Source organism: Streptococcus sp. GMD1S, assembly GCF_000296875.1.
Lineage (GTDB): Bacteria > Bacillota > Bacilli > Lactobacillales > Streptococcaceae > Streptococcus.
Genome location: NZ_AJQY01000307.1, coordinates 1 through 521, shown reverse-complemented (window position 1 = coordinate 521; position 521 = coordinate 1). Strand labels below are relative to the sequence as shown.

Here is a 521-nt window from a genome sequence, read left to right as displayed (position 1 = left end):
AGTACTAGGAGAACTAGAACTGTTACTAGGCAACCTTTGGCTTTTGATTTTTTCTTTTTCTTAGTTGATGTTGCACCTTGACGACGACTACGACGCGGAGCATCAGCTAATCCACTGCTAGATTCTGTAGAAACAGGCTCTACTCTTTCAGGCATCCCTGGGGTGATTTCCTCTTTCTTGTCTTCTGTTTTATAGGTTACGGCAACCTTAGTCGGAGTATCGTTAAATTCTTTTTCTTCGGGTTTAAGCTCAACTGGTTCTACCTTAGGTTGAACGGGTTCCACTACAGGTTCTTCAGCCAGATGAATCGGCTCTACTAGAGGTTCTTCAGATTCTACAACTTCAATCTTGTCGATGATTGGCTGTCTAATCTCTTTCTCTTCTTGGTCATCCGTTTCATCAGTTCTAGCACTTGAAAGTGGAGGAACACTTGGTGCATTCTTTAGAATTTTATCGACAACAGACAGGGAATCAGCCATCAACTCTTCTGTTGATGTTTCTGGTTCAAGATCTGAAGGAGT

The 521-nt window shown here is 42.2% G+C and carries 1 pseudogene; it reads right to left on the bottom strand.

Annotated features, from left to right (window positions below):
- A pseudogene (locus GMD1S_RS12415) lies at window positions 1–521 on the bottom strand (aminodeoxychorismate lyase); the annotation flags it as partial.